The organism is Mesorhizobium escarrei (assembly GCF_935825525.1).
Lineage (GTDB): Bacteria > Pseudomonadota > Alphaproteobacteria > Rhizobiales > Rhizobiaceae > Mesorhizobium > Mesorhizobium escarrei.
In genome coordinates this window covers 277,401-301,828 of the sequence record NZ_CAKXZT010000126.1, presented here as the reverse complement: position 1 = coordinate 301,828, position 24,428 = coordinate 277,401, and the positions used below count along the sequence as shown (strand labels likewise).

The 24,428-nt window shown below is 63.8% G+C and carries 19 protein-coding genes and 1 tRNA gene; 10 read left to right on the top strand and 10 right to left on the bottom strand.

All coding sequences use genetic code 11. The annotated features are described in order from the left end of the window. Window positions 1-56 precede the first annotated feature (56 nt). The gene (gene pdxR, locus NMG80_RS17185; protein WP_254019169.1) at window positions 57-1,550 is read right to left on the bottom strand and encodes a MocR-like pyridoxine biosynthesis transcription factor PdxR; all 1,494 of its coding nucleotides are present in this window, start codon (window positions 1,548-1,550) and stop codon (window positions 57-59) included. Window positions 1,551-1,966: 416 nt separating this feature from the next. Between pdxR and pgi the strand changes: the two genes are divergently transcribed. Together pgi and NMG80_RS17175 are read left to right on the top strand one after the other, a co-directional pair. Further along, window positions 1,967-3,610 (top strand): glucose-6-phosphate isomerase, encoded by a 1,644-nt coding sequence (pgi, locus tag NMG80_RS17180; protein WP_254019168.1) that lies wholly within the window; start codon window positions 1,967-1,969, stop codon window positions 3,608-3,610. 5 nt (window positions 3,611-3,615) lie between these two features. Continuing rightward, a complete protein-coding gene (locus NMG80_RS17175; protein ID WP_254019167.1) occupies window positions 3,616-4,338 on the top strand; it encodes an HAD family hydrolase in 723 nt (240 codons plus the stop codon). On the opposite strand, the gene NMG80_RS17170 is transcribed toward NMG80_RS17175, so the two are convergent. Further along, window positions 4,322-5,086 (bottom strand): class I SAM-dependent methyltransferase, encoded by a 765-nt coding sequence (locus tag NMG80_RS17170; RefSeq protein WP_436798630.1) that lies wholly within the window; start codon window positions 5,084-5,086, stop codon window positions 4,322-4,324. The genes NMG80_RS17175 and NMG80_RS17170 overlap by 17 nt on opposite strands. An 8-nt stretch (window positions 5,087-5,094) precedes the next feature. Next, complete coding sequence (locus tag NMG80_RS17165) at window positions 5,095-7,065, bottom strand: long-chain fatty acid--CoA ligase (protein WP_254019166.1); 1,971 nt, start codon at window positions 7,063-7,065, stop codon at window positions 5,095-5,097. A 441-nt stretch (window positions 7,066-7,506) separates the two neighbouring features. Here NMG80_RS17165 and NMG80_RS17160 point away from each other — a divergent pair, with 441 nt between their 5' ends. The 6 genes from NMG80_RS17160 (at window position 7,507) to NMG80_RS17135 (ending at window position 14,308) form a co-directional block, all read left to right on the top strand. Beyond that, window positions 7,507-9,099 (top strand): ABC transporter substrate-binding protein, encoded by a 1,593-nt coding sequence (locus tag NMG80_RS17160; RefSeq protein WP_254019165.1) that lies wholly within the window; start codon window positions 7,507-7,509, stop codon window positions 9,097-9,099. 58 nt (window positions 9,100-9,157) lie between these two features. Beyond that, complete coding sequence (locus tag NMG80_RS17155; RefSeq protein ID WP_254019164.1) at window positions 9,158-10,165, top strand: ABC transporter permease subunit; 1,008 nt, start codon at window positions 9,158-9,160, stop codon at window positions 10,163-10,165. A 1-nt stretch (window position 10,166) separates the two neighbouring features. Beyond that, a complete protein-coding gene (locus NMG80_RS17150; protein WP_254019163.1) occupies window positions 10,167-11,084 on the top strand; it encodes an ABC transporter permease subunit in 918 nt (305 codons plus the stop codon). 2 nt (window positions 11,085-11,086) lie between these two features. Then, window positions 11,087-11,962: an ABC transporter ATP-binding protein gene (locus NMG80_RS17145; RefSeq protein ID WP_254019221.1), complete on the top strand. Its 876-nt coding sequence runs from the start codon at window positions 11,087-11,089 to the stop codon at window positions 11,960-11,962. Continuing rightward, window positions 11,959-12,789 carry a dipeptide ABC transporter ATP-binding protein gene (locus tag NMG80_RS17140; RefSeq protein WP_254019162.1) on the top strand — a complete coding sequence of 277 codons (831 nt, stop codon included), beginning with the start codon at window positions 11,959-11,961 and terminating at the stop codon, window positions 12,787-12,789. The genes NMG80_RS17145 and NMG80_RS17140 overlap by 4 nt, the downstream gene beginning before the upstream one ends. A gap of 391 nt (window positions 12,790-13,180) precedes the next feature. After that, on the top strand, window positions 13,181-14,308 hold the full coding sequence (locus NMG80_RS17135; protein WP_254019161.1) for a PQQ-dependent sugar dehydrogenase: 1,128 nt from the start codon (window positions 13,181-13,183) through the stop codon (window positions 14,306-14,308). A 120-nt stretch (window positions 14,309-14,428) separates the two neighbouring features. On the opposite strand, the gene NMG80_RS17130 is transcribed toward NMG80_RS17135, so the two are convergent. Next, window positions 14,429-14,504, bottom strand: a tRNA-Thr gene (locus tag NMG80_RS17130). Between the two features lie 337 nt (window positions 14,505-14,841). Here NMG80_RS17130 and NMG80_RS17125 point away from each other — a divergent pair. Beyond that, window positions 14,842-16,062, top strand: coding sequence for a hypothetical protein (locus NMG80_RS17125; protein WP_254019160.1), 1,221 nt, complete (start codon window positions 14,842-14,844; stop codon window positions 16,060-16,062). Between the two features lie 150 nt (window positions 16,063-16,212). Here the strand turns inward: NMG80_RS17125 and NMG80_RS17120 are convergent, their stop codons facing one another. Both NMG80_RS17120 and NMG80_RS17115 read right to left on the bottom strand, forming a co-directional pair. Then, window positions 16,213-17,811 (bottom strand): cisplatin damage response ATP-dependent DNA ligase, encoded by a 1,599-nt coding sequence (locus tag NMG80_RS17120; protein ID WP_254019220.1) that lies wholly within the window; start codon window positions 17,809-17,811, stop codon window positions 16,213-16,215. A 226-nt stretch (window positions 17,812-18,037) separates the two neighbouring features. Further along, window positions 18,038-19,048, bottom strand: a complete 1,011-nt coding sequence (locus NMG80_RS17115; RefSeq protein ID WP_254019159.1) for a ligase-associated DNA damage response exonuclease — start codon at window positions 19,046-19,048, stop codon at window positions 18,038-18,040. Between the two features lie 159 nt (window positions 19,049-19,207). Here NMG80_RS17115 and NMG80_RS17110 point away from each other — a divergent pair, with 159 nt between their 5' ends. Further along, window positions 19,208-19,540 (top strand): hypothetical protein, encoded by a 333-nt coding sequence (locus NMG80_RS17110; RefSeq protein WP_254019158.1) that lies wholly within the window; start codon window positions 19,208-19,210, stop codon window positions 19,538-19,540. Here the strand turns inward: NMG80_RS17110 and NMG80_RS17105 are convergent. From NMG80_RS17105 to NMG80_RS17090, 4 genes are read right to left on the bottom strand one after another with little or no spacing between them, the layout of a single operon-like run. After that, window positions 19,537-20,478: a 2-hydroxyacid dehydrogenase gene (locus tag NMG80_RS17105; protein WP_254019157.1), complete on the bottom strand. Its 942-nt coding sequence runs from the start codon at window positions 20,476-20,478 to the stop codon at window positions 19,537-19,539. The genes NMG80_RS17110 and NMG80_RS17105 overlap by 4 nt on opposite strands. Before the next feature lie 30 nt (window positions 20,479-20,508). Then, entirely contained in the window at window positions 20,509-22,140 is a 1,632-nt protein-coding gene (locus NMG80_RS17100) for an ABC transporter ATP-binding protein (RefSeq protein WP_254019156.1), read from the bottom strand. Then, entirely contained in the window at window positions 22,137-23,276 is a 1,140-nt protein-coding gene (locus NMG80_RS17095) for an ABC transporter permease (protein WP_254019155.1), read from the bottom strand. Before NMG80_RS17095 ends, NMG80_RS17100 begins: the two co-directional genes overlap by 4 nt. Then, entirely contained in the window at window positions 23,276-24,370 is a 1,095-nt protein-coding gene (locus NMG80_RS17090) for a microcin C ABC transporter permease YejB (protein ID WP_254019154.1), read from the bottom strand. The genes NMG80_RS17095 and NMG80_RS17090 overlap by 1 nt, the downstream gene beginning before the upstream one ends. Window positions 24,371-24,428: the final 58 nt, after the last annotated feature.

The window sequence follows — 24,428 nt, the reverse complement described above, 5'->3', positions numbered from 1 at the left end:
CGTCACATATGCCAGGGGGCTAAAGAACGGCGGCCGGTGCCGGCCAGGCCGAGGCCTCAAGCGGCGGCCGGCCTGCGCCCGGCCGCCGTCGCCAGTTCTCGGATGCCGGGCTCGATGTGCTGCAGCGCGATCGAGGAGATGCCCAGCCGCATGAAGCGCGACGGCTTTTCGGTGCGGTCGAAGAAACGGTCGCCAGGCTCGATGATGACGCTGCGCGAGGCGGCGGCCTCGGCCAGCCCGCGCGAATCGGTGCCGCGCGGCCCCTCGAGCCAGAGCGACGCGCCGCCGGCGGAATCGGTCGAGCGCCACTCCGGCAGGAAGGCGGAAATCGCATGGATCAGACGCTTGCGCCGTTCGTCGAAGGCGCTCGACAGCCGCCGCACCAGCGCCTCGTGATGGCCAAGCGACAGGAACAGCGCGACCGCGCGCTGGTTGTTGGCCGGCGGATGACGCAGCATGAAGCGACGCAGCGCGCGAAGCTCGGAGATCAGCCCGGCCGAGGCGACGATGTAGCCGAGCCTGAGGCCCGGAGCCAGCGTCTTCGACATCGAGCCGACATAGATGACCCGGCCGGAACGGTCGAGGCTCTTCAGCGCCTGCTGCGGCGCCTCGTCCAGAAGCTGGCTGTCATAGCCGTCCTCGATGATGATCTGGTTGTGGCGATTGGCGCGCGCCAGCAAATCCTGCCGGCGCTCCGCCGACAGCGGCACCATAGTCGGGCAATGGTGGCTGGGCGTCACGAAGACGAAGCCGGAATCGCTGGGAATAGAAGCAGTTACAATGCCGGAATGGTCGACCGGGACCGGTATGACGTCGGCGCCCGCCAGTCGGAAGATCGAGCGTGCGTCGGGATAGCCGGGGTCCTCCATGGCCACCTTGGAGCCCTTGGTCATCAGCAGCGTCGCCAGCATGTAGAGCGCGTTCTGCGCGCCGAGCGTGACGATGATCTCATCGGGATTGGCGAAGATGCCGCGCCGTGGCAACAGCCGCGCCTGGATCTGCTCGATCAAAAGCGGATCGTCGCGATCAACCATGTCGGACGCCCAGTTGCGGATCTCGAGCACGGCGAGCGCCATGCGGTTGCACTCGCGCCACTCGGCGGTCGGGAATAGTGCCGGATCGAACTGGCCATAGACGAAGGGGTAGGACGACTTGATCCAGTTGTCGTGCTTGGCCGGCGGCGGCATGTCGCTGGCCGCGATCTGCCGGCGCGCCTTCCAGTCGATCTCATTGGCCTGGTCTGGCGCCTTCTGGTGCGGTTTGGCCGGCGTCGCCAGCACGTCCGGATTGACGAAATGGCCGCGCCGTTCGCGCGCCACCAGGAAACCCTGGTCGACGAGCTGCTGGAAGGCCAGCACCACGGTGCCGCGCGCCACGCCAAGTTTCTCGGCCAAGATTCGGCAGGACGGAAGCGGCATCGAAGCGGCAATCTGCCGGTCTAGGATAGCGGCGACGATCGCTTGGCGGATTTGCGCCTGCAGGGTCTGGCCGGATTCCGCCGAAATCCGGAACAGGCCGGACCATATGGCCGTGTCGTTTCGCTGTGGCATGGGAGTGTTCCTCGGATGGCCAGCTTTTTTCACTTGGCTGGACCAGTCGAATGTACTGGTGGCACAAGCTGTTGCGCCAATCAATTTTTCTGATTGCTGGGATTTACGCCAGTGATCCTTCCCCAGCGTGACGCAACGCGTCATCCCAGCGCGACGCAACGCGTCATCCCAGCGTGACGCCGTGCGTCATCCCAGCGCGACGCAACGCACCATCCCCAGCGCGACGCAACGCGTCGTCGCTGCCTGACGCAACGCCTTCATCCCCAGCTGTGAGGCAACGCGTCATCGCTGCCTGACGCAACGCGTCATCGCGGCGCATTGAAACCAGTCGATTTCGGCTAGATAGTTCGCCGCGACGACACGCGCCGGAAACATCCGGTCTGTTATGTTGGCATTTCAAGGCTCGGAGTGAGGCAGTGGATCAATCGTCCTTTCAAAAACAGCTCGACGCCCTGCGCGATCACCGTGCGGCCAAATCGGGCAGCATGCGCGAGGCTTTCACTGCTGATCCGCAGCGCTTCGAAAAATTCTCCGCCAGCGACGGCGACCTGCTGCTCGACTGGTCGAAATGCGCGGTCGATGCGCAGGCGATGGATCTGCTGGAGCAGCTGGCGGCAGCCGCGGATCTCGAAGGCCGGCGCGCCGCGATGTTCTCAGGCAAGAAGATCAACGTAACCGAAGGCCGCGCCGTGCTGCACACCGCGCTGCGCAACCTGAACGGCAAGGGTATCGTGCTCGACGGTCAGGACGTGAAGGCGGAGGTTGTCGCCGTACTCGACGCGATGGGCGCCTTCGCCGATGCGGTGCGCTCCGGTAAGGCGGCCGGCGCCACCGGCAAGAAGATCACCGACATCGTCAACATCGGCATCGGCGGGTCCGATCTTGGCCCGGCCATGGCGACGCTGGCGCTGGCGCCCTATCACGACGGGCCGCGCACGCATTACGTGTCGAACGTCGACGGCGCCCATATCCACGACACGCTGAAGGGCCTGTCCGCCGAAACCACGCTGTTCATCGTTGCTTCCAAGACCTTCACCACCATCGAGACGATGACCAATGCCGAGACGGCGCGCGAATGGGTGCAGAAGACGCTCGGCAAGGAAGCGGTCGGAAAGCACTTCGCCGCCGTCTCGACGGCGCTCGACCTGGTGGCCAAGTTCGGTATTGCGTCCGATCGCGTCTTCGGCTTCTGGGACTGGGTCGGCGGACGTTATTCTGTGTGGGGCGCGATCGGCCTGCCGGTGATGATCGCCGTCGGCCCGAAGAATTTTCGCGCCTTTCTCGATGGCGCGCATGCGATGGACGAACATTTCCAGACGGCGCCGCTGGCCAGCAACCTGCCGGCGCTGATGGGGCTGATCGGCTGGTGGCATCGGGTGATCTGCCAATACCCCGCCCGCGCCGTCATTCCCTACGACCAGCGCCTGTCGAGGCTGCCGGCCTATCTGCAGCAGCTCGACATGGAATCGAACGGCAAGAGCGTCACCCTCGACGGCGGCGCTGTCACTACGCCGACCGGCCCGCTGGTCTGGGGCGAGCCCGGCACCAATGGCCAGCACGCCTTCTTCCAGCTGCTGCACCAGGGCACCGATTTCATTCCGGTCGAATTCCTCGCCGCAGCCATCGGCCATGAGCCGGATCTCAAGCATCACCACGACCTGTTGCTCGCCAACTGCCTGGCTCAGTCGGAGGCGTTCATGAAGGGCCGCACGCTGGAGGAAGCGCGCGCGCAGATGCTGGCAAAGGGCATGGCGCCCGCCGAAGTCGACAGGATCGCCCCGCACCGCGTCTTCTCTGGCAACCGGCCCTCGGTGACGATCCTCTACAGACAACTCGATCCGCATACGTTCGGACGGCTGATCGCGCTCTATGAGCACCGCGTCTTCGTCGAAGGCACGCTCTTCAACATCAATTCCTTCGACCAGTGGGGCGTCGAGCTGGGCAAGGAACTGGCGACCGGACTGCTGCCTGTCGTGGAAGGCAAGGAGAATGCCGCAAAGCGGGACGCTTCGACCGCCGGACTGGTGGGACACATCCATCGATTGCGCGGATCGGAGTAAGCGGCTTGGCCGAGATCAAGGGAATATTGTTCGACAAGGACGGCACCCTTGTCGACTTCAACGCAACATGGCTCGGCGTTGCCGATTTCATGGCGATGGATGCGGCGGAGGGCGACCGCTGGAAGGCCGACAGGCTGCTTGCCGCGGCGGGCTATGATTTCGCCACCAAACGCTTCAAGCCCGATTCCATCTTTGCCTCCGGCACTAACATGGATGTCGTCGAGCTTTGGTTTCCGCGGCTGTCTGATGAAGACCAGATGCTTGCCGTCGCCCGCTTCAACGAGATCACCTCGGTGCAGGGTTCGGCGATGGCGGTGGCGCTGCCGGGCATCGTCGAGACGCTTGGCGTTCTTCACAGGAAATCCTACCGGCTCGGCGTCGCCACCAACGATTCGACCACTGGCGCGGAAAAGACATTGCTGACGCTGGGTGTCGCGCAGCTGTTCGACGCCGCCTATGGTTACGACGCGGTGGCCAATCCGAAACCGGCGCCCGACACGATCCTCGCCTTCTCGGACCTGACCGGCCTGAGGCCGGCCGTGATCGCCGTGGTCGGCGACAATCGCCACGATCTGGAGATGGCGCGGGCCGGCGGCTGCGGTCTGGCGATCGGCGTGCTCTCCGGCACCGGCACGCGGGAGTCGCTGTCGCAGATCGCCGACGTCATTCTGGATTCGGTTGCCGACCTGCCCGACTTTCTTTCGGCAAAGGTCAAGGAGACGATCTGAACTCGCCTTCGAACTGCTCCGGCTCGAACGAGAAGACGCCGCTCGGCTTCGTCGCTGAGCCATTTGCTTGGCCGACATCCGGCACCTCGTATTCGGCCAGCAGGCGAAGCCGCGAGCGGGGCAGGTAGGCGCGGCCCGGGTCGCCGATCAGCACATTGATGCCGGCGGCCAGGCAGCGGTCGAGGAAGGGGATGACCCGGTCGGCGAGATCTTGCCGGTAAAACAAGTCGCCAGCTGCCACGACGTCCACCGGCGGCGGCGGCCCAGCGGTGATATCCTCGCTGACGACCGTGATTGCGACGCCGTTCGCCGCCGCATTGAGACCAAGCGCGGCGACGCCGTTGCGGTCGATCTCGGATGCAACCACTTCGCTGGCGCCGGCCTTTGCCGCGGCGATACCGACGAGGCCAGACCCGGCGCCGATGTCGAGCACGCGAAGCCCGGCCACGGTCTCCGGCCGATCGAGGATGTAGCGGGCAAGCACAGCGCCGCCGGCCCAGGCATAGGCCCAGTAAGGAGGCTGCGGCTCGGGGCCATCCTCGTCGGCTTCGCTTCCTTCTTCCGGCTCGGCTGCTCGTCCTTGTGGACGCGTGAGCCGCCACAGGCCGCTCGCTGGATGGGCTCTATAAAGCCGGATTTCGGGAAGTGCCGGAACAGGGGCGATACGCATGTTCGCCTTGATGAATGTCAGCGGATCGGGACGGGAAAGCGTATCCGCCGCGTCATCGACAGTAAGGCTATCGCCCAAAGTTGTCCCTATTCCCGTAATGCCCGGCGCAGGATCTTGCCGACCGGCGTTTTCGGCAGTTCGGTCCGGAACTCGATGTATTTTGGCCGCTTGTAACCGGTCAGGTTGTCGCGGCAATAGACAGTCAGCACCTCTGCGGTCAGCAACGGGTCCTTCTTGACGACGAACAGCTTCGGCACTTCGCCTGAATGCTCGTCCGGCACGCCGATCGCGGCCACTTCGAGCACGCCCGGATGCAGGGCCACCACTTCCTCGAGTTCGTTCGGATAGACGTTGAAGCCGGACACGAGGATCATATCTTTCTTGCGGTCGACGATCTTGGTGTAGCCGCGCTCGTCCATGAAGCCCATGTCGCCCGACTTGAAGAAACCGTCCTTGGTCATCACCTTGGCGGTCTCGTCCGGCCGGTTCCAGTAACCGGCCATCACCTGCGGTCCGCGGATGCAGATCTCGCCGACTTCGCCTGGCGGCAAATCGTTGCCGTCGTCGTCGCGGATGGCGATTTCGGTCGAGGGCAGCGGCAGGCCGATCGTGCCGGTGAAGGCACCATTGCTGAACGTGTTGGCGGTAGCCACCGGCGAGGTTTCCGAAAGCCCGTAGCCCTCGGTGACCGGGCAGCCGGTCAAATTCTTCCAGCGTTCGGCGACACCCTTCTGCACCGCCATGCCGCCACCCAGCGTCAGGATCAGCGGCCTGAAGTCGAGCTTGCGGAAATCCTCATTGTTGAGCAGCGCGTTGAACAGCGTGTTGAGGCCAGGAAAGATGTGGATCGGGTATTTGCCGAGTTGCTTGACGAAGCCGGGAATGTCGCGCGGATTGGGAATGAGTATGTTCTGACCGCCCAGCTGCATGCCCATCAGCGCGTTCACCGTCAGCGCGAAGATATGGTAGAGCGGCAGCGCGCAGATGAAGTTGAGATCCGCCGGCTTCGGCTTGACCGTGAAGGCGTCCTCGATCCACAGCGCGTTCTGCGCGACGTTGGCCAGCACGTTGCTGTGCAGCAGCACCGCGCCCTTCGAGATGCCGGTGGTGCCGCCGGTATATTGCAGGAACGCGACGTCGTCGGCAGCGACCTTCACCGGCTTGAAATTCATGCCGGCGCCTGCCTTCAACGCCGCGTTGAACTTGACATGGCCCGGCAGCGACCAGGCCGGCACCATCTTCTTCACGCGGCGCACGACCAGATTGACGATCGTCCCCTTCAGGCCGCCAAGCATGTCGCCCATCGCCGCGACCACGACATGCTTGACCGCCGTTTTAGCGATCACCGCCTGCAAGGTGCTGGCGAAATTCTCGAGAATGACGATGGCTTGCGCGCCGGAATCCTTGAGCTGATGTTCCAGCTCGCGCGGCGTGTAGAGCGGGTTGACGTTGACCACGACATAGCCGGCGCGCAGCACTGCCATCATCGCCACCGGATATTGCAGCACGTTCGGCATCATCAGCGCCACGCGTGCGCCTTTCGGCAGTCCCGTCGATTGCAGATAGGCGCCGAAGGCGGCCGATTGCCGCTCGACTTCCGCGTAGGTGATGGTCTTGCCCATGCAGGTAAAGGCCGGCCGGCTGGCGTACCGCTTGCAGACGTCGGCGAGCAGATCGCCGATGGAGCCGAAGGGTAGGGCGCCGATCTCGGCCGGAACGACTTTCGGGTAGCTTTTGAGCCAGGGCTTTTCCGGCAATCCGGCGGCAACCACATTCGGCAAGTTTCCGGCCGGATCTGGCTTTGACGCCGATGCAGCCGCTGTCGGTGCCGCCTTCGCCGCTGGTTTGGCGGCGGCGGGCTTGGCGCCAACCTTCGCGGATGCATCGGTCTTCGCGGATGCATTGGTTTTCGCGGCCGCGGCGGCCGCCTTCGGCTTGGCTTTGGCCGTCGGCGCCTTTGGCCTTTGGCTTGTCGGGGGCTTGTCGGGGCTGGCCGGTTTCGCAGCAGTTTTGGCCTTGGCTGTCGCTGGTGCCGCCGTCCTTGGTGTTTTTGCCACTCGTCCCTCCCTCGATTGTTCTTGTTGTCTCAGCCTGCCCGCCGCACCGCCTCCGAGTGACAGAGACGTCCTCCGCTGTTGCCGGCATCCAGGAAATCCAGCCTGTCATCCCAGCCTGTCATCTATGTATTGCGACTATCGGCAGCCGTGCAAGTCTGCCCCTGCGGCAAGGCGGGAAGAAATCGTCCGCGCCAATGACAAGCCGAAGGCGGCGGGTCCTCGCCGTCGGATGCGCTGAAGATGATAAAAAAATGCAGTCGTTAACAATGTCGTGATCGATTAGATTTGACATTTCATTCTCTCTTTTGGCCAGTGCGAAGAAAGAAATTCTGCTTCCCATGGGGTAGGCAAGCCAGGTGTTCCAAACCCGGAAAAACGGTGCTTATATGCGCGCTTCGCGAGCCTGATAGAGGGGCTTGGAAGAACATCAGGGAGTCCTCCATGAAAAAGAAACTGACTTTTGCGGCTGCGTTGCTGGCCGCAAGCGTCCTCGGTGGCATGGCCAATGCGAAACAGCTGGTCTACTGCTCGGAGGCGTCGCCGGCCGGCTTCGACCCGTCGCCGTGGAGCGGTGGCAACGACTTCGACGCGTCGTCGCGCACCATCTATTCGCGCCTGGTCGAGTTCGAGCACGGCAAAACCACAATCACACCCGGCCTCGCCGAGAGCTGGACGGTTTCCGACGACGGTCTCGAATACACGTTCAAGCTTCGGCCGGGCGTGAAGTTCCAGACCACCGACTATTTCACGCCGACGCGCGATCTCAACGCCGACGATGTGATCTTCTCCTTCGAACGCCAGTGGAAGAAGGAAAACCCGTGGTTCGACTATCTGGCAGGCACCGGCTGGGAATATTTTGCCGGCATGGGCTTCCCGGATCTGCTCAAGGAAATCGTCAAGGTCGACGACCTGACGGTGAAGTTCGTGCTGAACAAACCTGAGGTCGCTTTCCTGCCGGATCTCGGCATGGATTTCGCTTCGATCGTCTCCAAGGAATATGCCGACCAGCTCGACAAGGCCGGCACCAGGCAGCAATTCACCCAGAAGCCGATCGGCACCGGTCCGTTCCAGTTCGTCGACTACCAGGTCGATGCGGTCATCCGCTATGCGGCATGGGACGGCTACTATGGCGGCCGCCAGAAGATCGACGATCTGATCTTCGCCATCACGACCGATCCGGCCGTGCGCGCGCAGAAGCTGAAGGCGGGCGAGTGCGATATCATGTCGTACCCGGCGCCGGCCGACATTGCCGGCCTGAAAGCCGACCCGAACCTCAAGGTCGACGAGCAGGAAGGCCTGAACATCGGCTACATGGCCTACAACACGACGCAGGCGCCCTTCGACAAGGTCGAGGTCCGCAAGGCCCTCAACATGGCCGTCAACAAGCAGGCCATTCTCGATGCGGTCTACCAGGGCGCCGGCCAGGCGGCCATCAACCCGATCCCGCCGACGATGTGGTCCTATAACAAGGAGATAAAGGACGACCCGTACGATCCGGACGCGGCCAAAAAGATGCTGGCCGACGCCGGCGTCAAGGATCTCTCGATGAAGATCTGGGCAATGCCCGTCAGTCGCCCGTACAATCCGAACGCCCAAAGAGTCGCGGAACTGATCCAGGCCGACTACGCCAAGATCGGCGTGAAGGCCGAGATCGTCAGCTACGAGTGGACCGAGTACCGCGAACGCGGCAAGCAGAAGGACCGTGACGGCGCCTTCCAACTCGGCTGGACCGGCGACAATGGCGATCCGGACAACTTCCTGTTCCTGCTCGGCTGCGATGCCATCGGCCAGTCCAACTATGCGATCTGGTGCAACCAGGAGTTCGAAGCCCTGCTGCAGAAGGGCAAGGCGACCACCGACGTCGCCATGCGCACCAAGATCTACGAGGAGGCTCAGGTCGTGTTCAAGCGTGAGGCGCCGTGGCTGACCATCGCCCATTCCAAGGTCTTCATGCCGATGAACAAGAAAGTTATGGGCTTCGTCATGGATCCGCTCGGCATCCACCGGTTTGACGGCGTCGACGTCGCCGAATAACTCCTGAGAAATAGAACGGCGGCGCTGGACTTCCGGCGCCGCCGTTCTATGAAGTAAGATGCTCCGCTATCTCCTTCACAAGCTCGCCTTGATCATCCCGACCGTGTTCGGCATATCGCTGGCGGCGTTCGCTTTCGTCCGGCTTTTGCCGGGAGACCCGATCACGGCGCTCGCCGGCGAGCGCGGCGTCAGTCCCGAACGCTACGCCGAGCTTGTCGAGCGGTTTGGCTATGACAGGCCTTATGTCGTCCAGTATCTCGAATATATCGGCAGGGTCCTGACCGGCGACTTCGGCATATCGATCGCCACCAAGCGGCCGGTGCTCGGTGAATTCCAGGCGCTGTTTCCGGCGACGCTGGAACTGGCGACGATCGCGCTGATCATCGCCGTGCTCATCGGCATTCCCGCCGGCATCTTCGCCGCGGTCAAGCGCGGATCATGGTTCGACCAGGCGACGATGGGCGTGGCGCTGACCGGCTATTCGATGCCGATTTTCTGGTGGGGGCTGCTGCTCATCATCTTCTTTTCCGGCTATCTCGGCTGGACGCCGGTTTCCGGCCGCATCGGCCTTCAATATTTCTTCAAGCCGACGACAGGGTTCATGCTGATCGACAGCCTGATCTCCGGCAAGAGCGGCGCTTTCAGGTCCGCCGCCAGTCATCTGGTCCTGCCGGCGATCGTGCTGGCGACGATCCCGCTCGCCGTCATAGCGCGCCAGACGCGGTCGGCGATGCTGGAGGTGCTGGGCGAAGACTACGTCCGCACCGCCCGCGCCAAGGGCCTGGCGCCGCGCCGTGTCATCGGGCTCCACGCTTTTCGCAATGCGCTGATCCCCGTCGTCACCACCATCGGCCTGCAGGTCGGCACGCTGATGGCGGGCGCCATCCTGACCGAAACGATCTTTTCCTGGCCCGGTATCGGCAAGTGGATGATCGACGCGATCGCCAAGCGCGACTATGTCGTCGTCCAGAGCGGCTTGCTGATCATCGCGCTGATCGTCATGGCGGTGAACCTGATCGTCGACGTGCTCTATGCCGTCATCAACCCACGTATCCGGGTGCAGTGAGATGACCGACCAAACCACGGCAGAAGCCACCGCCGCCTCCATTCCGACCGGCGGCCGGCAACGCGCCTTCACCGAGTTCTGGCATTACTACTCGATGAACACCGGCGCCGTCATCGGCCTGGTCGTGTTCACTGCCCTGGTGCTGGTGGCGATCTTCGCGCCGCTGGTCGCGCCGCATTCGCCTGACGAACAGTTTCGCGATGCGCTGCTGGCGCCGCCGGCCTGGCAGAAGGGCGGCAGATCGATGTTCCTGCTCGGCACCGACGCCGTCGGCCGCGACATGCTTTCGCGGCTGATTTTCGGGGCGCGGTTCTCGCTGTTCATCGGACTGGTCGTCGTCGTTTTCTCGCTGACCAGCGGCATCGTCCTCGGCGTGCTCGCCGGTTATTTCCGCGGCTGGGTCGATACGCTGATCATGCGCGTCATGGACGTTATCCTGGCCTTCCCGTCGCTGCTGCTTGCCCTGGTCCTGGTGGCGATCCTCGGACCCGGCTTGTTCAACGCGATGCTGGCGATCGCGCTGGTGCTGCAGCCGCATTTCGCGCGGCTCACCCGCGCGGCGGTGATGGCCGAAAAGAACCGCGAATACGTCATCTCCGCCAAGGTGGCCGGTGCCAGCCATCTCAGGCTGATGGTGAAGACGATCTTGCCGAATTGCATGGCGCCGTTGATCGTGCAGGCGACGCTGTCCTTCTCCAACGCCATTCTCGAGGCCGCGGCTCTCGGCTTCCTTGGCGTCGGCGCGCAGCCGCCAACGCCGGAATGGGGCACCATGCTGGCCACGGCGCGCGAGTTCATCCTGCGCGCGCCATGGGTGGTAACCTTCCCCGGCCTTGCCATCCTGATCACCGTGCTCGCCATCAACCTGATCGGCGATGGCCTGCGCGATGCCTTCGACCCTAAGCTGAAGAGGTCGTGACCATGCCTCTTCTCGAGATCAAGAACCTCACCGTGTCGTTCGATACCGCCGCCGGACCGTTCATGGCCGTGCAAGGCATCGACCTGTCGATCGAGCCGCGCGAGGTGCTGGCGATCGTCGGCGAATCCGGCTCCGGCAAATCGGTGGCGATGCTGGCGGTGATGGGGCTGTTGCCGAACACGGCGACGGTGAAGGCCGATCGTATGGCTTTCGACGGCGTCGACCTGCTTGAGCTCAGTCCGTCCGAGCGCCGCAAGATCGTCGGCAAGGACATCTCGATGATCTTCCAGGAGCCGATCGCCAGTCTCAATCCGTGCTTCACCGCCGGCTTCCAGATCGAGGAGGTACTGCGCTTCCATATGGGTATGGACCGCGCCCAGCGCCGGGCCCGCGCCATCGAATTGATGAAGCTGGTTGGCATTGCCGATCCGGAAGAGCGGCTGAACTCGTTCCCGCACCAGATGTCGGGCGGCCAGTGCCAGCGCGTCATGATCGCCATCGCCATCGCCTGCAATCCCAAGCTGCTGATTGCCGACGAGCCGACCACCGCGCTCGACGTCACCATCCAGAAGCAGATCCTCGATCTTTTGGTCGGCCTGCAGGCCAAATACGGCATGGGGCTGATCATGATCACCCACAATATGGGCGTCGTCGCCGAGACAGCCGACCGCGTCATCGTCCAATACAAGGGCCGCAAGATGGAAGAGGCCGACGTTCTGTCGCTGTTCGAGCAGCCGAAGAGCAACTACACGCGGGCGCTGCTGTCGGCGCTGCCGGAGAACGCCGTCGGCGACCGGCTGCCAACCATTTCCGACATGCTGTTCGAACCGGCCCCCTCTGCTGCGGCAACCCAGCCGGCAACGGGAGCCGCGTCATGAGCGTGACGGTTCTCGAAGGCAAGAACATCGTGCGCGACTATCATGTCGGCGGCGGCCTGTTTCGTCCCTCGCGCACGGTGCATGCGGTCAAGGGCGTTTCGTTCAGCGTCGACAAGGGCAAGACGCTGGCCATCGTCGGCGAAAGCGGCTGCGGCAAGTCGACGCTTGCCCGCATCATCACGCTGATCGATCCGGCGACAGCAGGCGAGCTCTTCATCGACGGCAACAAGGTTGACATCGCCAAGGATGGGCTGTCGAAGGAGATGCGCCGAAAGGTGCAGATCGTCTTCCAGAACCCCTATGGGTCGCTCAATCCGCGCCAGAAGATCGGCGACGTGCTGGGCGAGCCGCTGCTCATCAACACTGACAGGCCGGCCGACGAACGGCGCGATCTCGCCATGAGGATGCTGAAGAAGGTCGGCCTCGGACCCGAGCATTACAACCGTTACCCGCACATGTTCTCGGGCGGCCAGCGCCAGCGCATCGCCATTGCCCGCGCGCTGATGCTCAATCCGAGCCTTTTGGTGCTCGACGAGCCGGTCTCGGCGCTCGATCTGTCGGTGCAGGCGCAGGTGCTCAACCTGCTCGCCGACCTGCAGGACGAGTTCGAGCTGACCTATGTCTTCATCAGCCACGACCTTTCTGTGGTGCGCTACATCGCCGATGACGTGATGGTTATGTATTATGGCGAGGCCGTCGAATATGGTTCGCGCGACGAGGTCTTTGCCGACCCCAAGCACAGCTACACCAAGACGCTGTTCGCGGCGACGCCGCGCGCCGACGTCGCCAGCATCAAGGCGAGGCTGGCGAAGAAGAAAGCCGCCTGACGCCGCAATTGCGGCACCCACGCCAAGAAGCATTGGAACAAAAAGTGATGGCGCGCGCCTTCCTTCTCCCACAACAAGGGGAGAAGGAAAAGCGCTTCCATCACGGCCGCCGGAACTCTGTCGGCCCGCCATATAGATAGCCGATGCGGGCGAGGGCTGCTCTGTCACCCGCCAGAGGTAGCGCGCGGCGCGTAATCCATGCTGAGCTTCAGGGCGCCGGCTGATCAAAGGCTGCAGCGACACCCATGCCCGCGCGCAATCCAAGTTCCTTCGCGTGCCATAGCTGAAAATCTGGGCGCGCGTGGCCAGATTGGAACCGCATCGGCAGTCGGGTCATTATATCGGGGAGCCGGCGGCTCCTCCCCTATGGCTCCGTTCGGATGGAAAAATCATGCTGCGGATATTCATTGCTTCGTCTTTCCTTCTCGCCTTCGCTGCGCCCTCGACCACGTTCGCGCAGGACAGCAGCGTCGAGAGCGAAACAGGCCGCATTACGGTCGAGACCTTTGCCGAAGGGCTCGAACATCCCTGGGGCGCGACCTACCTGCCCGACGGCGCGTTGCTGGTCACCGAGCGTCCGGGGCGCCTCCGGCTCGTCTCCACCGACGGCGCCGTTTCCGATCCGATCGACGGTGTGCCGGACGTCCTCGCCGGCGGACAGGGCGGCCTGCTGGATGTGGCGGTCGATCCGGACTTTGCCAACAACCGGACGGTTTATCTCTCCTACTCGGAGGAACGCGGCGGCGGCGCGGCCACCTCCGTCGGCCGTGGACGCCTCGACGAGAACGGCAGCGCGCTCTCCAACTTCGAAGTGATCTTCCGGCAGGAGCCGGCCGTCTCCGGCCGGCTCCACTACGGCTCCCGCCTGGTATTCGCGCCGGACGGCAAGCTCTTCGTCACGCTCGGCGAGCGCTTCAAGATGCGGCAGGCGCAGGACCCGAACAATCATCTCGGCACGATCGTCCGCATCAATCCCGATGGTTCTGTGCCCGACGACAATCCTTTCGTCGGCAAGGACGGCGCCGACGAGACCTGGTCCTACGGTCATCGCAATGTGCAAAGTGCTGCGCTCCATCCCGAAACCGGCGTGCTCTGGACGGCGGAAATGGGACCGCTCGGCGGCGATGAGCTGAACATTCCGCAAGCGGGCAGGAATCACGGCTGGCCCGCGGTCAGCCACGGCCGGCATTATTCGGGCAAACGCATCCCCGATCCTTCGACACGCCCGGAGTTTGCCGACGCCATCCATAGCTGGACGCCCGTCATCTCGCCTTCCGGCATGACCTTCTACACCGGCGACATGTTTGCCGATTGGCGAGGCGACCTGCTGATCGGCGGGCTGTCGGCGAAAGGCATCGTTCGTGTCAGGATCGACGGAAAGCAGTTCGCCGGCGAGGAAGTCCTCGCTCTCGGCAGGCGTATCCGAGACGTGGTGCAGGCTCCCGACGGCGCGGTGATGGCGTTGACCGACGAGCCAGCCGGAAAGATATTGCGACTGACGCGGGCAGCGTCGCAGTGATGCGCGGAAGGCGTCTTGAAAGGGGCGAATATCATCTCTGCCACACTTTTTGGCAGACCCGAATCTATTCGAAACGCTGCGTTTCGATACGGCAAAAATCGTAATGATATCAGTGGATAGTGGTGCCGCTTAGGTGACTCGAACACCTGACCCCATCATTACGAATGATGTGCTCTACCAACTGAGCTAAAGCGGCCCGGGAAGCCAAGGCCTCCAAGATGCGCTGGGTGATAGACGCAACCCGCCGCAAATTCAAGATGGGACTTGGCATTTCGTGCGAACTCATGCCCGGCCCTATAGGCGACCGCCCACCGATCTCGCCATGCGGGCGCGCGAAGACTCAACGCCAGGTTGCGCGCGGCGTTGGCGCTGCATCGGGAAATCGGCGAAAAATGTTGATTCCGTTACTGAAAACCGCCGAAATCGGCTTTGGATGCATCGCCAAGGCAGAATGCGGCCGCTGGCCCGTTGATTGATAGGTCGCCTGCGGCTAACGATCATGACAATGTGACCATACGTGCAGGGGGTCCCCGTTGGACGCGATCGAAAAAGCGATCCGGAATGCCTTCGAGAAAGGCAATGCCGAAGACCGCGCGTTTCGCGAGCGGGTCTACCGATCGGCCTTCGCCGCACTTGACCGTGCCCTGCAGGCCAACCCGAACGTGACGGTGGAAGTCGCCATCAAGCGCCGCAAGGCGGTGCAGGCCAAGATAACCGAAATCGAATCCGAATTCCTGCCGGCGGTTCCCGCTGTCGGCCGGCCGACCGATGACGACGCTGCAGCACCGGCTGTAGAGCAGCCGGCTGGCAGCGAAGCCGATGCCGAACCGCAGGCCGATACCGAAGCCGATGCCGAACCGGATGCCGGCGCCGACGCTGAACCGGCGCCGCCGCCTGAGGTCGTTGTCGACGGTCCGGCGGAGCCTCCTGCATCGGTCGCGCCCCCTGCTTCCGATGAACCGCGCTCGCGCGTTTTGCCGGTCGTTCCCGATATCATGCCCGAACCGGTTTTTCCCAGTGTGCCGGAGATCGACATGTCGTCCCCTCCATCGGCCGGAGACGGCGACGCAGAGGTGATGCCCGACCGCGACGACAGGCGGGTGAGAGGCCCCCGCCTGCCTCTCACCGCGATCTTCCTCGGCGTGACGCTGCTCGCAGCCGCCGGCATCGGCCTCTATTTCGCTGCCCAGACCGGCGTCTTCAAGTCGGCGGCCGAACTCGACACCGCCCCGCCGCAAATGGAACCGACGGTGGAAGACGATGATTTCACGCCGCCAAGCGACACGGCCTCGCCGCTGAACCCCGGCGAGGCGGAGCGCGACTGGATCAATGTGTTTTCACCGGGCGACCCGGCGCTTGTCAGCGCGCCTTCGGATGCCAAGGCCGAAGTCATGCAGGACGACAGCGGTTCCTTCCTGCGCATCCGGTCGGGCGCCTCCGGTTCGGCGATCAGTTTCGACGTCGGCCAAGGCGTCTTGGAAAAACTCGCCGGCAAGCACGCCACGTTCGACATCATCGCCCGCTCCGAGGAGGGCCAGGAGACGCAGATCTCCGTCGACTGCAACTTCGGCGAGCTCGGCGACTGCGGCCGCAAGCGCTACGCGGTCGGCCACGAGCGGAACGAATACCTCTTCGACGTGCGCTTTCCCGACAAGCGTCCGGGCGCGGCCGGCACCATCGCCATCAATTCCGACTTCGACAAGCAGGGCAAGTCGGTCGACATCTACGAGATCCGCGTCTCGATTGTCCGTTGATTTCTGGAGCGGCGGGCGTGCATGAAACCGCTGCACCGCTGCCGTAACCACGGTTACGGCATAGGTCGATGCCGTGGCCTTCGAGCCTCGCAGCGACGAATGGCAGAGCAGCACGTTGAACCGGCACCCTTTTGCCTTTCCTCATCCGTCCTAATCAAGCAGCGCCTGCAGCGTCTCGATGCGGTCGGCTTCGGCCGCCGGCTTGTCCCAGCGCAGCCGTGAGATGCGCGGAAAGCGCATGGCGACGCCGGATTTGTGCCGTGTCGAGCGGTTAAGCCCTTCGAACGCCACCTCCAGCACGAGGCCTTGCCTGCGGTCGGCCCGCACCGAGCGGACCGGGCCGAAGCGCTCGATCGTGTTGTCGCGGACATATTTGTCGATCTGCCTCAGTTCCTCGTCGGTGAAGCCGAAATAGGCTTTGCCCACCGGCACCAGTTCCTCCGATCCTTCCGGGCCGGACCACACGCCGAACGTGTAGTCGGAATAAAAACTCGAACGCTTGCCGTGGCCGCGCTGGGCGTACATCAGCACGGCGTCGATCGTATGCGGATCGCGCTTCCATTTGAACCACGGGCCTTTCGGCCGGCCGGTGAGATAGGGCGAATCCCAGCGCTTCAGCATCACGCCTTCGATCACCGGATGCAGCGGCTTGCGGCGCAATTCCTCCAGTGCTTGCCAGTCGGTGAATTCGACCAGCGGCGAAAGATCGAAGCGGCTCGGATCGAGCGTCTGCACGAAGGCTTCGAGGCGGACGCGCCGCTCGCTAAAAGGGAGCGTGCGCAAGTCCTCGTCGCCGATCTGAAGCACGTCGTAGCAGCGCATGAACGCCGGGTATTGCTGCTGGATCTTCGGCGTCACGCTCTTGCGGTTCAGCCGCTGCTGCAGGTCCGAGAACGTGCCGGTCGCCTGCCGGGGATCGCCGACCAGAAGCTCGCCGTCGAGGGTGGCGGAGAAATCCATCGCCTCTGCGAGGTCAGGAAAAGCCCCGGAGACGTCGTCGCCGGTGCGCGAATAGAGCCGTCGAACACCATCTTCCGAAACCGCCTGGACGCGGATGCCGTCCCATTTCCACTCGGCGGCGTAGTCGGCCGGGTCGAGTTTTTCGAGGTCGCCGTCACCGATCGGGTTCGACAGCATCACCGGCCGGAACAGTGCCAGCGCCGTATTTTTGGGTTTGTCTGCCTTGCCCTCCAGCCAGGCGAACAGCTCGGCATAGGGCGGCGCCAGCCCATGCCAGAGTTCTTCGATCTCGGCGATGTCGACCTTGCCGAGATCGGCCAGCGCCTGCTTGGCCAATCGCGCCGAAACGCCGATGCGCAGGCCGCCGGTGACCAGCTTGATGATGGCGAAGCGCGCCGAGATGCTCGCGCTGTCAAGCAGCCGGGCCAGCACCTTCGGCCCGTCGGAACGGCTCGCCGCCTGCAATTTCGCGACGACCTCGGCGAGCGTCGGCTCATGGTTCGCGACACCCGTCGGCGATTGCGGCCAGACCAGCGACACGGTCTCCGCCAGGTCGCCGACATAGTCGTAGGAATAGCCGAACAGCACCGGGTCAATGCGCTCCATGACCAGCGCGCGCAGCATCGCCGGCTTGATCGCCGCGATGGTCAGGTCCCCGGTGATCGCAGCCAGCGCCAGGCCGCGATCCGGATCCTCGACGCTGCGGAAATAATCGCTCAGCAGCGTCAGCTTGCCATTGCGCGACGGCGTCAGCACGAGTCGATCGAGGAGTTCGGCGAAGCGGTTCATGAGGGTGAGAACCATGGGCGAGCGTCGCGTTCTGTCGCGCGCCCCTCTGTCCTGCCGGACATCTCCCCCACGAGGGGGGAGATTGGATGTCGCCACTGGTTTCGCCAATCTCCAACGTTGCAGGAATGAGCACGGCGTCGAAGCTGCCAATCTCCCCCCAAGTGGGGGAGATGGCCGGCAGGCCAGAGGGGGGCGCCGTAGAGTGCTACATCGGCCATGAGCGCCATCAATCGCCCTCGTCCTCGTAGCCGACGAGATGCAGCGGCCTGGCGGCAATGCCTTCGAGCTCGCACCAGCGCACCAGGGCCTCCTCGCGGCCATGCGTCACCCAGATTTCGCCGGCGCCGGTCTGCCTTATCGTGGCGGTCAGCTCGTCCCAGTCGGCATGGTCGGAAATAATCAGCGGCAGCTCGACGCCGCCCTGCTTGGCGCGCTGGCGGATGCGCATCCAGCCCGACGCAAAGCACGAAATCGGATCGGGAAAGCGCCGCGCCCAGCGGTCGGCGAAGGCCGAGGGCGGGCCGACGACGATGGCCCCGGTGAAATCCTGCTTGCCACCGCTTTCGACGGTCGCCGGCTCCAGCGTCCCGAGCTCGATGCCCTGGCTCTGATAGTAGTCGCTGAGCTTGGCTAGCGCGCCGTGGATGTAGATCGGCCTGTCGTAGCCGGCGTCGCGCAGCAAGCGCATGACGCGCTGCGCCTTGCCGAGCGCATAGGCGCCGACCAGATGCGCGCGTTCGGGAAACTGCGCCGTCGATTTCAGCAGGCGGGCGATCTCCTCGGTATCGGGCGGATGACGGAACACCGGCAGGCCGAAGGTCGCCTCGGTGATGAACACGTCGCACTTGACCGGTTTGAACGGCTCGCAAGTCGCGTCCCTCTGGCGCTTGTAGTCGCCCGAAGCGACGATGCATGAGCCCTGATGCACGACCTCAATCTGCGCCGAGCCCAGCACATGGCCGGCCGGATGGAAGGTTACGCTGACGCCGTTCAGCGCAATCGTCTCGCCAAGTGCTGCCGCTTGCGTCGTCCCGGCAAAACCCTCGCCGTAGCGCAGCCCCATGATGTCAAGCGTCTGTTGTGTAGCCAGCACCGAGTGGTGGCCGGAACGGGCATGGTCGGAATGGCCGTGCGTGATCAGCGCCCGGCTGACCGGCCGCACCGGATCGATGAAGAAATCGCCGGGCGGGCAATAGAGGCCCTCGGGCCGGGGGTGAAGCAGGTCGCTGGCGCGCATGGCTCCAAGATAGTTGCTAATTCCGGCGCGGGAAGCCTGTTGCAAGTGACTGCTGACTTGGCATACAGGCAACTGCCGGCGGGCCACACGTGGCGGCGGCTGCGAAAAAGTCCGACTCGCATGCCTGAAAGGGCAGGACACCGACACGGAGGACGTTGCATGCGCTGGAACTTGGTGGTCTTGGCATCCTGCCTGGCAATAGCCGGTTGCGTCGGCACTTCGATTGCTGAGCGACAGGACGCGAATGTCCAATCCTCGCTGCAATATGACAGTGTGCCTTGCAATCGATTGCTGGCGCAACGCAACGCGCTGGCGCAGCGATATCGCCTTCCGCAGGACGCCAAGCCGTCCTTCTCCGATCCGGGTGTGGGACTCGGCCCGTTCACGCCGGACACCCGTTCCAAGGCCCAGCGCGACGTCGAACAGGTAAGCGGCCGGATCGACGCCATGAACCGGTCGATCGCCCGCCGCGAATGTGGCAAGCCGGGTTAATACCCCGCCTTGCGATCCACCACGTTCTCGAGCTTCTCGCCGCGCTCCAAGGCGGCCATCTGGCGCAGCATGATCGGCACCAGATGCACGGGATCGGAGGTCGCCGCCGCATGCGGCGTCACGAACACCTTCGGGTGGCTCCATAGCCGGCTGGTTTTCGGCAGCGGCTCGACCTCGAATACGTCGAGGCTCGCTTCCTTGAGTGTGCCGTCCTCCAGCGCACGCAGAATGTCGGCGTCCTTCTGCAGGCGGCCGCGCCCGGCGTTGATCAGCACTGAGCCGCCGAGGCCGTTGCGTTTCCTCAACTCCTTCAGCACGCCGTAATTGATGATGCCTTGCGTCTGCGGCGTAAGCGGCAACAGCACCACCAGGATGTCGGTGGCGTTGAGGAAGGGGATCAATCCGGCCTCGCCGGCATAGGTCGAAACGCCTTTCATCGGCTTGTCGCTGCGCGACCAGCCATTGACCGCAAAGCCGAGCGACAAAAGCACCGACGCCGCCGCGCGGCCAAGCGTGCCAAGCCCCATGATACCGACGGAGATGTCGCCGGCCGGTCGCTGCGGCGGCTCGTGCCAGATCTTCTTTTGCTGCTGCGACCGGTAGAGCAGGCCCTGGCGATGGTGATCGAGCACCCGCCAGACGACATATTCGGTCATGTATTGCGTCAAATTGTCGGCCACGACCTTCACGATCGGTACGTCGGGCAAGGTGGGATCGGCGAAGATGTGGTCGACGCCGGCGCCGATCGAAAAGACAGCGCGCAGATTGGGCAGGGACGACAGAAGGTTCGGCCGCTGCTTCCAAACCACCGCATAGGTGATCGAAGGATCGCTGGCGCCGTCCGGCTCGAGCACCACCTCGCGTTCGCCCGACAAGAGTTCGCGCCAACGGCCTGGATGGATACCGGTGAGGGCAAGCAGGACACGGCCTTTTTCCATGGCGGATTCTTGTTCCTTATGCGGTACAGCCTACTCGCTGACGATGCCGACCGGCGCCGTTTCGATCTTGAATGCGGCCGAGATCAGCGCCTTGGTATAGTCGGTCTGCGGCCGTTCGAAAATCTGTTCGGACGGGCCGGCTTCGACGATCCTGCCATTGCGCATGACGATGACGTCGTTGGCGAGCGCGCGGATGACCTTCAGATCGTGGCTGATGAACAGATAGGCGAGGTCGTGCTTCGCCTGCAGGCTGCGCAGAAGGTCGACCACCTGCGCCTGCACGCTCATGTCGAGCGCCGAGGTCGGCTCGTCCAGCATGACGAAGCGCGGGTTGAGCACCATGGCGCGGGCGATGGCGATGCGCTGGCGCTGGCCGCCGGAAAACTCGTGCGGATAGCGGTTGCGCGTGGCGGGATCGAGCCCGACTTCCCCGAGCACATCGACGATGCGCTTGTCGCGCTCATCGGGCGACAGCTTCGGCTCGTGGATCTTCAGCCCTTCCTCGATGATCTCGGAGACCGACATGCGAGGGCTCAACGACCCGAACGGATCCTGGAAGACTATCTGCAGCTCGCGCCGCAGCGGCCGCATGGCGTTGAATGACAGCTCGTTGATATCGCGCCCGTTGAACTGAATGGTCCCGGTCGACGAGATCATCCTGGCCAGCGCCAGGCCGAGCGTCGTCTTGCCCGAGCCGGATTCGCCGACGACGCCGAGCGTCTGGCCGGCGCGCACGGTGACGTCGATGCCGTCGACCGCCTTCACATTGTCGACTGTGCGCCGGAAAAAGCCTTTCTTGATCGGAAACCAGACTTTTATGTCCTGGCCGGTCATGACTGGCCTGGCGGCTGCATTGGCGGCCGGCGGCTTGCCCTTCGGTTCGGCGGCAAGCAGATGGCGCGTATAGGTGTGCTGCGGGTTGGCGAAGATTTCCTTCGTTGGCCCGGTCTCGACGATCTTGCCCTTGGTCATCACGCAGACCCGGTCGGCGATCTTTCTGACGATGCCGAGATCGTGGGTGATGAACAGCATCGACATGCCTTTGCGGCTCTTCAGCTCCGCGAGCAGTTCGAGGATCTGCGCCTGCACGGTAACGTCGAGTGCGGTCGTCGGCTCGTCGGCGATCAGCAGTTCCGGCTCGTTGGCCAGCGCCATGGCGATCATGACTCGCTGGCGCTGGCCGCCGGAAAGCTGGTGCGGATAGGCGTCGAGCCGTTTCTCCGGCTCGCGGATGCCGACCTCGTTGAGCAGTTCCAGGGTGCGCGCCTTGGCCTGGCGGTCGCGCAGGCCCTGGTGCAGCGTCAGCACCTCGACGATCTGCTGCTCGATCGTGTGCAGCGGGTTGAGCGAGGTCATCGGCTCCTGGAAGATCATGGTGATCTTGTTGCCGCGCACGCGGCGCAATGCCTTCTCGTCGGCGGCGAGCAGGTCGGCGCCCTGGAACAGGATCTTTCCCGACGGATGGCTGGCAGTCGGATAGGGCAGCAGCTTCAGCACCGACAGCGCCGAGACCGACTTGCCGGAGCCGGATTCGCCGACCAGCGCCACCGTCTCGCCCTCGGCGATGTCGAAGGAGATGTGGTCGACGGCCATCGACTGGTTGCCGCCTTGCGTGAAGGCGACGCTGAGGTCGCGCACCGAAAGGAGAGGGGCTTCGCTCATCTGAACGTCTTGCGCGGGTCGAAGGCGTCGCGGGTCGCCTCGCCGACGAAGACCAGCAGCGACAGCATCAGCGAGATGACGACGAAGCCGGAGATGCCCAGCCATGGCGCGTTGAGGTTGCGCTGCGCCTGCTTGAGGAGTTCGCCTAGCGAGGCCGAGCCGGGCGGCAGGCCGAAGCCAAGGTAGTCGAGCGAGGTCAGCGTCGAGATCGAGCCGCTGAGCAGGAAGGGCAGGAAGGTCAGCGTCGCCACCATGGCGTTGGGCAGCAGATGCCTGAACATGATCGTGCCGTTGGGTACGCCCAGCGCGCGGGCGGCGTTGACATATTCGAAGTTGCGGGCGCGCAGGAACTCGGCCCGCACCACGCCGACCAGCGCTACCCAGGAGAACAGCAGCATCAGCCCGAGCAGGATGAAGAAGCCGGGCGGCAGGATGGCGGCGACGATGAGGAGCAGATAAAGCACCGGGATCGCCGACCAGATTTCTATGAAGCGCTGGAACAGAAGGTCGGTCCAGCCGCCGAAGTAGCCCTGCAATGCGCCGGCCGTCACGCCGATCACCGCCGAGCCGGCGGTGAGGATCAGGCCGAACAGCACCGAGACCCTGAATCCGTAGATGACGCGCGCCAGCACGTCGCGGGCCTGGTCGTCGGTGCCCAGCCAGTTCCAGTTGCCGACAACGCAATTGGGGTCGGCCGCACCTTGCGGATACTGGTTGCAACGTGTCTTGGCGTCATAGAGCCAGGAGGGCTTGGTCGGCGCCGCCTCCGGGATGGCGTTGTTGACGGTCCGGTAGGAGTAGCGGACCGGCGGCCAGATCATCCAGCCATGAGCATTGATCTCGTCCTGGATGACCGGGTCGCGATAGTCGGTGACCGCATAAAAGCCGCCGAACTTCTCCTCGGGATAGGCGACCACGACCGGAAACAGGATCTCGCCCTTGTAGGAAACGAGGACCGGCTTGTCGTTGGCAATCCATTCGGAAAACAGCGACAGCACGAAAAGCACGAGGAAGATCCACAACGACCAGTAGCCGCGCCGATTGGCCCTGAAATTCTGCAGCCGCCGCTGGTTGAGCGGCGACAGCCAGGGCCGGGCGATCCGCTCCGGCGCCGTTTCGGCTGCGGCCCCGGCCATCAGACGTCTCTCCGCTCGAAGTCGATGCGCGGGTCGACCCAGGTATAGATCAGGTCGGACAGCAGCCCGACGATCAGGCCAAGCAGCGAGAAGATGTAGAGATTGGCGAACACCACCGGGTAGTCGCGCTCGACCACCGACCTGAAACCGAGCAGCCCGAGGCCGTCGAGCGAAAAGATGTTCTCGATCAGGAGCGAGCCGGTGAAGAAGGCCGAGATGAAGGCGCCGGGAAAGCCGGCGACAACGATCAGCATGGCGTTGCGGAAGACGTGGCCGTAGAGAACCTGCCGTTCCGACAGGCCCTTGGCGCGCGCGGTCACCACATACTGCTTGCGGATTTCCTCGAGGAACGAATTCTTGGTCAGCAGCGTCGTAGTGGCAAAGGCCGACAGTACCAGCGCCGTCAGCGGCAAGGTCATGTGCCAGAGATAGTCGACGATCTTCGCCGGCCAGGACAGTTGTTCCCAATTGTCGGAGGTGATGCCGCGTAGCGGAAACCAGTCATAGAACGATCCGCCGGCAAACAGCACCATCAGCAGGATGCCGAACAGGAAGCCCGGAATGGCGTAGCCGACAATAACGACGCCGCTGGTCCATACGTCGAATGCCGAGCCGTCCTTGACTGCTTTGCGGATGCCGAGCGGGATCGAGATCAAGTAGGACAGCAGCGTGATCCACAGCCCGATCGAGATCGACACCGGCATCTTCTCCAGGATAAGATCGATCACCGAGATGTCACGGAAATAGCTGTCGCCGAAATCGAACCGGATGTAGTTCCACAGCATCATGCCGAAGCGCTCGAGCGGCGGCTTGTCGAAGCCGAACTGCTTTTCCAGCTTGGCGATGAATTCGGGGTCGAGCCCTTGGGCGCCGCGATATCTCGAACCGACGTCGCCGGCCACGTCGAAATTGCTGGCACCGGCATCACCGCCGCCGCCGCCAAGGCGATCGCTGCCGCCCTGATTGGTCAGCCTGGCGATGACCTGCTCCACCGGCCCGCCCGGCGCGAACTGGATGACGGCGAACGACACCGCCATGATGCCGAACAGGGTCGGGATCATCAGCAGGATGCGGCGCAGGATATAGGCGCCCATCAGCTGGTGCCCCTCTTGCGGAGCAGCACTGTGTCTGGAAGGCCGCCCAAGGCAACTG

Bases quoted from the DNA above. Each gene is read 5' to 3' on its own strand.
- pdxR (WP_254019169.1), bottom strand. From the start codon at position 1,550: ATGCCACAGCGAAACGACACGGCCATATGGTCCGGCCTGTTCCGGATT.
- NMG80_RS17160 (WP_254019165.1), top strand. From the start codon at position 7,507: ATGAAAAAGAAACTGACTTTTGCGGCTGCGTTGCTGGCCGCAAGCGTC.
- NMG80_RS17155 (WP_254019164.1), top strand. From the start codon at position 9,158: ATGCTCCGCTATCTCCTTCACAAGCTCGCCTTGATCATCCCGACCGTG.
- NMG80_RS17150 (WP_254019163.1), top strand. From the start codon at position 10,167: ATGACCGACCAAACCACGGCAGAAGCCACCGCCGCCTCCATTCCGACC.
- NMG80_RS17145 (WP_254019221.1), top strand. From the start codon at position 11,087: ATGCCTCTTCTCGAGATCAAGAACCTCACCGTGTCGTTCGATACCGCC.
- NMG80_RS17140 (WP_254019162.1), top strand. From the start codon at position 11,959: ATGAGCGTGACGGTTCTCGAAGGCAAGAACATCGTGCGCGACTATCAT.
- NMG80_RS17135 (WP_254019161.1), top strand. From the start codon at position 13,181: ATGCTGCGGATATTCATTGCTTCGTCTTTCCTTCTCGCCTTCGCTGCG.
- NMG80_RS17120 (WP_254019220.1), bottom strand. From the start codon at position 17,811: ATGAACCGCTTCGCCGAACTCCTCGATCGACTCGTGCTGACGCCGTCG.
- NMG80_RS17115 (WP_254019159.1), bottom strand. From the start codon at position 19,048: ATGCGCGCCAGCGACCTGCTTCACCCCCGGCCCGAGGGCCTCTATTGC.
- NMG80_RS17110 (WP_254019158.1), top strand. From the start codon at position 19,208: ATGCGCTGGAACTTGGTGGTCTTGGCATCCTGCCTGGCAATAGCCGGT.
- NMG80_RS17105 (WP_254019157.1), bottom strand. From the start codon at position 20,478: ATGGAAAAAGGCCGTGTCCTGCTTGCCCTCACCGGTATCCATCCAGGC.
- NMG80_RS17100 (WP_254019156.1), bottom strand. From the start codon at position 22,140: ATGAGCGAAGCCCCTCTCCTTTCGGTGCGCGACCTCAGCGTCGCCTTC.
- NMG80_RS17095 (WP_254019155.1), bottom strand. From the start codon at position 23,276: ATGGCCGGGGCCGCAGCCGAAACGGCGCCGGAGCGGATCGCCCGGCCC.
- NMG80_RS17090 (WP_254019154.1), bottom strand. From the start codon at position 24,370: ATGGGCGCCTATATCCTGCGCCGCATCCTGCTGATGATCCCGACCCTG.